This window comes from Pseudooceanicola lipolyticus (assembly GCF_002786325.1).
Classification (GTDB): domain Bacteria; phylum Pseudomonadota; class Alphaproteobacteria; order Rhodobacterales; family Rhodobacteraceae; genus Pseudooceanicola_C; species Pseudooceanicola_C lipolyticus.
The window spans coordinates 1-5,970 of sequence record NZ_PGTB01000196.1 but is presented as its reverse complement, the minus strand read 5'-3'; the positions used below and the strand labels follow the sequence as shown (position 1 = coordinate 5,970).

The 5,970-nt window shown below is 66.7% G+C and carries 4 protein-coding genes and 2 pseudogenes; 3 read left to right on the top strand and 3 right to left on the bottom strand.

Annotation, left to right across the window (positions count from 1 at the left end; genetic code table 11):
* Positions 1 to 1,323, bottom strand: a pseudogene (locus tag CVM52_RS22810) (hypothetical protein); the annotation flags it as partial.
* A gap of 182 nt (positions 1,324 to 1,505) precedes the next feature.
* Between CVM52_RS22810 and CVM52_RS22805 the strand changes: the two are divergent.
* Positions 1,506 to 2,207 carry an SIMPL domain-containing protein gene (locus CVM52_RS22805; RefSeq protein ID WP_100164661.1) on the top strand — a complete coding sequence of 234 codons (702 nt, stop codon included), beginning with the start codon at positions 1,506 to 1,508 and terminating at the stop codon, positions 2,205 to 2,207.
* Between the two features lie 86 nt (positions 2,208 to 2,293).
* On the opposite strand, the gene CVM52_RS22800 is transcribed toward CVM52_RS22805, so the two are convergent.
* A complete protein-coding gene (locus CVM52_RS22800; protein WP_100164660.1) occupies positions 2,294 to 3,586 on the bottom strand; it encodes an O-acetylhomoserine aminocarboxypropyltransferase/cysteine synthase family protein in 1,293 nt (430 codons plus the stop codon).
* 176 nt (positions 3,587 to 3,762) lie between these two features.
* On the opposite strand from CVM52_RS22800, the gene CVM52_RS22795 reads away from it, so the two are divergent.
* Entirely contained in the window at positions 3,763 to 4,398 is a 636-nt protein-coding gene (locus tag CVM52_RS22795; protein WP_133119947.1) for a hypothetical protein, read from the top strand.
* 221 nt (positions 4,399 to 4,619) lie between these two features.
* Here CVM52_RS22795 and CVM52_RS22790 read toward each other — a convergent pair whose 3' ends face one another.
* Positions 4,620 to 5,624: a GT-B fold glycosyltransferase domain-containing protein gene (locus CVM52_RS22790; RefSeq protein ID WP_100164658.1), complete on the bottom strand. Its 1,005-nt coding sequence runs from the start codon at positions 5,622 to 5,624 to the stop codon at positions 4,620 to 4,622.
* 116 nt (positions 5,625 to 5,740) lie between these two features.
* Here CVM52_RS22790 and CVM52_RS22785 point away from each other — a divergent pair.
* Positions 5,741 to 5,970 (top strand): annotated as a pseudogene (locus CVM52_RS22785) (hypothetical protein); the annotation flags it as partial.

Genomic DNA, 5,970 nt, shown 5'->3' with positions numbered 1-5,970 from the left:
CGCGCCCGGCCGCTGCGCCAATGCGGTGACCGACCCGGTCGGGGCGGCGGGGGTTTCCGGGCGGCTGTCTTGCAGCGCCGGGGGCTGCATATCGGGCACGCTGGCAACCGTGGTCTCGGCCTCGTCCGCGCGGAACAAGCCGGTCACGCCATCGTCCAGCATCAGGCTGGCCCAGGCGGCGATGGCGGCGAAGAGGACCAGCAGACCGGCGGTCAGGATCACCCCCAACCGCCGTGGCGTACCCCCGGCCTCGCCGCGATTGCGGGCGCCGAACACGGTCATGCGCGCGGCCTCGTCGCGCGGCACCTGGCGGTCGGGCAGGGTGATGGTGACGGCCTTGGCCGGTTTCGCCGAGCGGGCGGGCTTCGCCGGTTTTGCGGTTTTCTTGCGCCGGCTGAGGAAGGCGCCGAAGGCGGCGGGTGGCGCCGCCTCGTCCGGGCGCTCATCCGGCCACATGTCCTGCGGCAGATCGGGCACGTCCAGCACCGGGGCGGTCACCGACAGGTTGCCGGCCTGCGTCGGTTCCGGGGCCTCTTCGGCGGTGTCTGCGGGCGGGTCGTTGCGCGGAGCCGCTTCCGCCTCCGACGCGTCGTCACCGTCAGGCGACGGCGGGGCCGATTCCGCCATCTTGCCGCGGCGGCTGACAAAGGCGCCGGAAGGCGCGTTGGTGTCAGCCGACTCTGTCGGGTCCGGTGGCGACTCGGGTTCTGGTTCAGCTTCCGGTTGGGGCTCGGGCGCCGGTTCGGGCGTTTCCACCTGTGGCGGTTCCGGGATCTCGGCCTCGCCGATCACCACGACGGCGATGCCGTCCGGTTCGACCTCGGCGCCGTCCAGATATGCCGCCGCGTCTTGCGCCGGGCCGAAAAACGGCTCGCCCAGGAACGGTTCCTCGCCCGGCACCGCGACGAAGCTGACCGGGCCGAACCCGTGTTCGGCGGCGAAGGATTCGGCCTCTTCCAGGGTGTCCAGCGCGACGGCGGCCAGATGGGTGGTTGCCCCGTCCGGCGAGATGTCAAAGGCCAGTTCGTCCAGCCCATAGGGCGTGGCCTGTTCCAGTTCCGGCCGCACGATGTCCAGCAGCGCCTCGCCCTCGGCATCGCCGGTTTCCACGCTCATATAACGGATCTGGTCATTGGGCAGGATGACCTTGGTGGTCACGCCTTCGGGGTGCAGCAACAGCCCCTTGGCCCGCAGCGCTGCCAGTTCCTCGCGCAGATCGGCGGAATTTGGCGACACGGAGCCAACACGGCGCCAGCCACCCGCCGCGCGGTGCAGCAGGGTGATCCCTTCGAAAGTGAGGGAAAGCGCAAAATCCGGTTTCATTTTGCGACCGGTCCGTTCATTGGTTTCCGCCTGTGCCGCGCCGGAAGACCGCGGGCCCTTCCATGCCATGGCAGACAGCCTAAAGCAGGTATCTGCCGAGGGAAAGATCCACGGGGCCTCCCCGCTTGCGCCGGCTATAGCAAACGCACCATGTTAAGACAAAGTCTAAAGGATAGCTTTGCATGAGACGGACAATTCTTGGCGCAACTCTGCTGATGGTTGCGTTTGCTTCCCCTGTTCTGGCGCAGGACGCCGCGCCGCGCCAGATCACCGTGACCGGCACCGGCGAGGTCGCCGCCGCGCCCGACATGGCCACAATCCGGCTCGGCGTGACCCACCAGGCCGAGGTGGCGCAGGCGGCGATGGACGCGACTTCGGGTGCGGTGAGCCGGGTGCTGGAGCGGCTGGATGCGCTGGGGCTGGAGCCGCGCGACGTGCAGACCGCCAACCTGATCCTGAACCCGCTGTGGTCGGGGCAATACAGCAGCGGCGAGGCCGCGCCCGAGATCACCGGTTTTGTCGCTTCCAACACCATCGCGGTACGCGTGCGCGCGCTGGACACGCTGGGCGAGGTGCTGCAGGCGGTGCTGGAGGACGGCGCCAACACCTTTGACGGGCTGCAGTTTTCCATGCAGGAGCCGAAACCGCTGGAAGATGAGGCGCGCCGCAAGGCGGTAGAGGACGCGATGGAGAAGGCGGCGTTGCTGGCCGAGGCCGCCGGCGTGACGCTGGGCCCGGTCCAGTCGATTTCCGACCATGGCGGCGGCGGGCCGGTGATGATGGAGATGGCCTCGGCCCGGATGGGCAGCGGCGTGCCGGTCGCGGCGGGCGAGGTCACGGTCAGCGCCTCGGTATCGATGGTATTCGGAATTGCCGGGGAGTAGGCGCGGGTAGGGCGTCGTATCTACAGGACGTGAGCCCTATGCCCGGTTCCGTTAGGAACGGGGCCGCTTGTGCGGCCCCGTCTTGATTACCCGTGCGCCTGCGCCAGCGCCTGGTCCAGATCGGCGATCAGATCGTCCGCATCCTCGATCCCGATCGACAGCCGCACCACGTTCGGACTTGCGCCGGCGGCCTCCTGCTGTTCCGGGCTGAGCTGGCGGTGCGTGGTCGAAGCCGAGTGGATCACCAGCGACCGGGTGTCGCCCAGATTGGCGACATGGCTGAAGATCTCCAGCGCGTTGACGAATTTGACGCAGGCGTCATAGCCGCCCTTCAAGGCGCAGGTGAACAGCGCCCCGGCGCCTTTCGGGCAGATCGTCTTGGCCCGCTCGGCGTAAGGGGACGAGGCCAGTCCGGCATAGGTCACCTGCTCGATGCGGTCGTCCTGTTCCAGCCATTTCGCCAGCTTCTCGGCATTTTCCACGTGGCGCTGCATCCGCAGGCTCAGGGTTTCGATGCCCAGCAGGGTGTAATGCGCCGCCTGCGGGTTCATCGTCATGCCCAGATCGCGCAGGCCGACGGCGATGCCGTGGAAGGTGAAGGCCAGCGGCCCGAAGGTCTCGTGGAATTTCAGCCCGTGATAGGCCGGTTCCGGCGCGCTGAGCGACGGGAACTTGTCCGAGGCCGACCAGTCGAAACGCCCCGAATCGACAATTGCACCACCGGTGACGGTGCCGTTGCCGGTGAGGTACTTGGTGGTGGAATGTACCACCAGCGTCGCGCCCAGTTCGATCGGGCGGCACAGGTACGGGGTGGCCGAGGTGTTGTCGACGATCAGCGGCAGGCCCGCCTCGTCGGCGATTTTCGCCAGCGCCGGGATATCCGAGATATAGCCGCCCGGATTGGCGATGGATTCACAGAACACCGCGCGGGTACCGTCATTGATCGCCGCCTTGACCGCGTCCAGGTCGTCGGTGTCGACAAAGGTCGCCGACCAGCCGAAGCGTTTGATGGTCTGGCTCATCTGGGTGATGGTGCCGCCATACAGCCGGGTCGAGACCACCACATTCTTGCCCGGCGCCATCAGCGGGAACAGCGCCATGATCTGCGCCGCGTGGCCCGATGAACAGCAAACCGCCCCGGCGCCGCCTTCCAGCGTGGCGATACGCTCCTGCAGCACCGCGACGGTGGGGTTGGTCAGGCGGGAATAGATGTATCCCACCTCCTGCAGGTTGAACAGCGCCGCGGCGTGATCGGCATCGCGGAACACATAGGCGGTGGTCTGGTAGATTGGCGTCTGGCGCGCGCCGGTGGCCGGATCCGGGCGGGCTCCGGCGTGAATCTGCAACGTGTCAAAGCCGTAGGTCGGGCCGTCGCTCATGTCGTACTCTCTCCCTGAGTTGGATGTTCGAACACAGGCCTAGGGCATTGCCCCGGAACTGACAACAGCGGGAATCTGCCGGACGGCCCTCGGCACCTCCAACATAGTTTGCAACTATGTTGACACTTGCGCGGAAATCACATAGTTGGAAACTATGTTGAGTCATGGAGAACAAAATGGCAGCAACTGTTGAAACAGAAGTTTCCGAAGGCAAGAAACGCCGCGCCAAGAAGGCGCAGGCGGACAAGGCAGGCAAAACCGCGAAGGGCAAAGACGGCACCGCGTCCGACCGTCGCGCAGGCCGCCTGAAGCGCATGGCCGAGGCCAATACCGTCACCTTCGTGATGGAGACCGAGGTGCGCAAATATATCAATGGCGAGGCCAAGGCCGCCGGCATGGACCTGGCCCCCTTCATCCAGAAGCTGGTCGAGAATTACGTGCTCGACACCGCGCCGAGCGATCTGCCGCTGGCCCGCCGCATCGCCGCCAAGCGCGCGGTGCTGGACCGTGCGGTGCAGGCCGCCCGCGAACTGGAAGAGGCCGGCGGGTTCGACGAGCATTTCATCCTGAACGTGGTGAAAAAAGCCTCGTCCGATAAAGAGTTCCTGGACAGCTACGAAACCGCCGTGGACGCCAAGACCGCCAACGAGCGCCAGCTGGCGCGGGCGCAGGCGCCGATCAACCAGCAAATGGGCCGGCTGATCAAACGCGCCGCCGGCGCGCGCAGCAAACGTGACGACTCCGGCAAGATCCTGCGCGGCCAGGTCACGGGCGAGCTGATCTCGACCTATACGCTGCTGGAAAAGGCCTGATCCGAGGCCACCCACGCGATCCTTACGGGAAAGGCCGCCCTTCGGGGCGGTCTTTGCGTTTGGGGGCGGGGATAGGACGGGGTGTCGAGACGAAGGAACTTCGTACTTAGCGCGAGAACAGCGGCGAAGCCGCCGCACGGCTTGGGTGCCTGTTGTTTCGCAGACCACTGGGGGCCGGTTTTACCTGTCGTCCTCCTGCGCCACCCCCGGCGCAGCGGCGGCTAACGCATCCAGAACCCGTTGGCCTTGATCCGGTTGCGGATCGCCTGTTCCTTGCGCGGCAGGTTGTCCTGGTCGAACAGCGCCCGCACCTTGCGGCCGCGGCCCTGGAACACCATCCGCTTGATCGGCTCATACCCTTTCAGCACCTTCTTGATCCGGTTCGGTGCCGCGGCCTGTTCCAGCACTTCGACCACGCGGTCGCTTTCCCGCGCATAGAGCAGCGGGAACAGCCGGTAATGGCACGAGACATCGCCATCCAAATACCCCGTGGGCAGCGCGTCGCGGCCACCGCCAAAGGCATGGATCGCCAGCGGCAGGGCGACCTGGTCCAGCCAGGGGTCCAGGCTTTGCGACACCAGCTCGACCGGGGGATCGTCGCGGATCGAAACCGCGTAGTCCAGGAAGGTCTGCCCGAAACGGCGCGGGCAGGCGGCATAGAACCAGCCGGCATTGAAATAGAGATACCGCTCCCAGTATTCATCGGGCTGGTTGGGGTCGAGGCTGGTTTCGAATTCCAGCCCGAAGCGGTCGTATAGCGATTTCCAGATCGCCCCATAGCCGGGCCCGTACAGCGTCGGTTCGGGCCAGGTGCCTTCGCGCCGCAGCGAGGCGGCGGGACGCTCGAAATCGAACGGCACGCGGGCCAGATCGCCGGTGATCAGTGTGTCGCTGTCGAAAAACACGAAGGGCTCGCCCTCGGGCAACGCCAGCAGTGCCTCGATCTTGTTGCCATGCGGATAGGTCCCGCCAAAGGCGTGGCTGTCAAAGGGCAGGATCTCGGCCCCCAGCTCGGCCAGCGCCGCCAGCACCCCGGCATCCCGGATGCCGGGATCGCCTTGCCACAGCGGGCCGGGGCGGGGCACCGCCACGAACAGTCGGCCGGCAAAATCCGGGCTGCACAGCCGCAGCGAGGCGGCGAACAGCAGGCATTCGTATTGCAGCCGACCGGACTGGCCGACAACGAGGATGTTGAACGCTTGGCGCTGTGCCCGGGTTTCTGCCATACTCGACCTCACCGGCGCGTGTTCCGCCGCGGTTATTGTAATTCTGCCGGCAGTATAGGGCGGTTTCCCGGCCCGAAAACCCCCCGGCAAGCGGGCGAGACAGGAGAGGGGAGATCATGCTGGAAGTGTTGCTGCTGATGCTGTCATCCATGGCGCAGGCCGGCGCGGCGGTGTCGGCGCCGCCCGCACAGGCGGAAGTGCAGGCGCAAGTGCAGGAGGAACCCGCCGCGCCGCAAGACGCGCAGACCGGGGCCGAGGCGGAACCGCTGCCCGAGTCGGTGATCGAAGCGCGTCCGCCCAGCATGGAGATCCTGCCGGCGCCGCAACCCGCGCCCGATGCGGCACC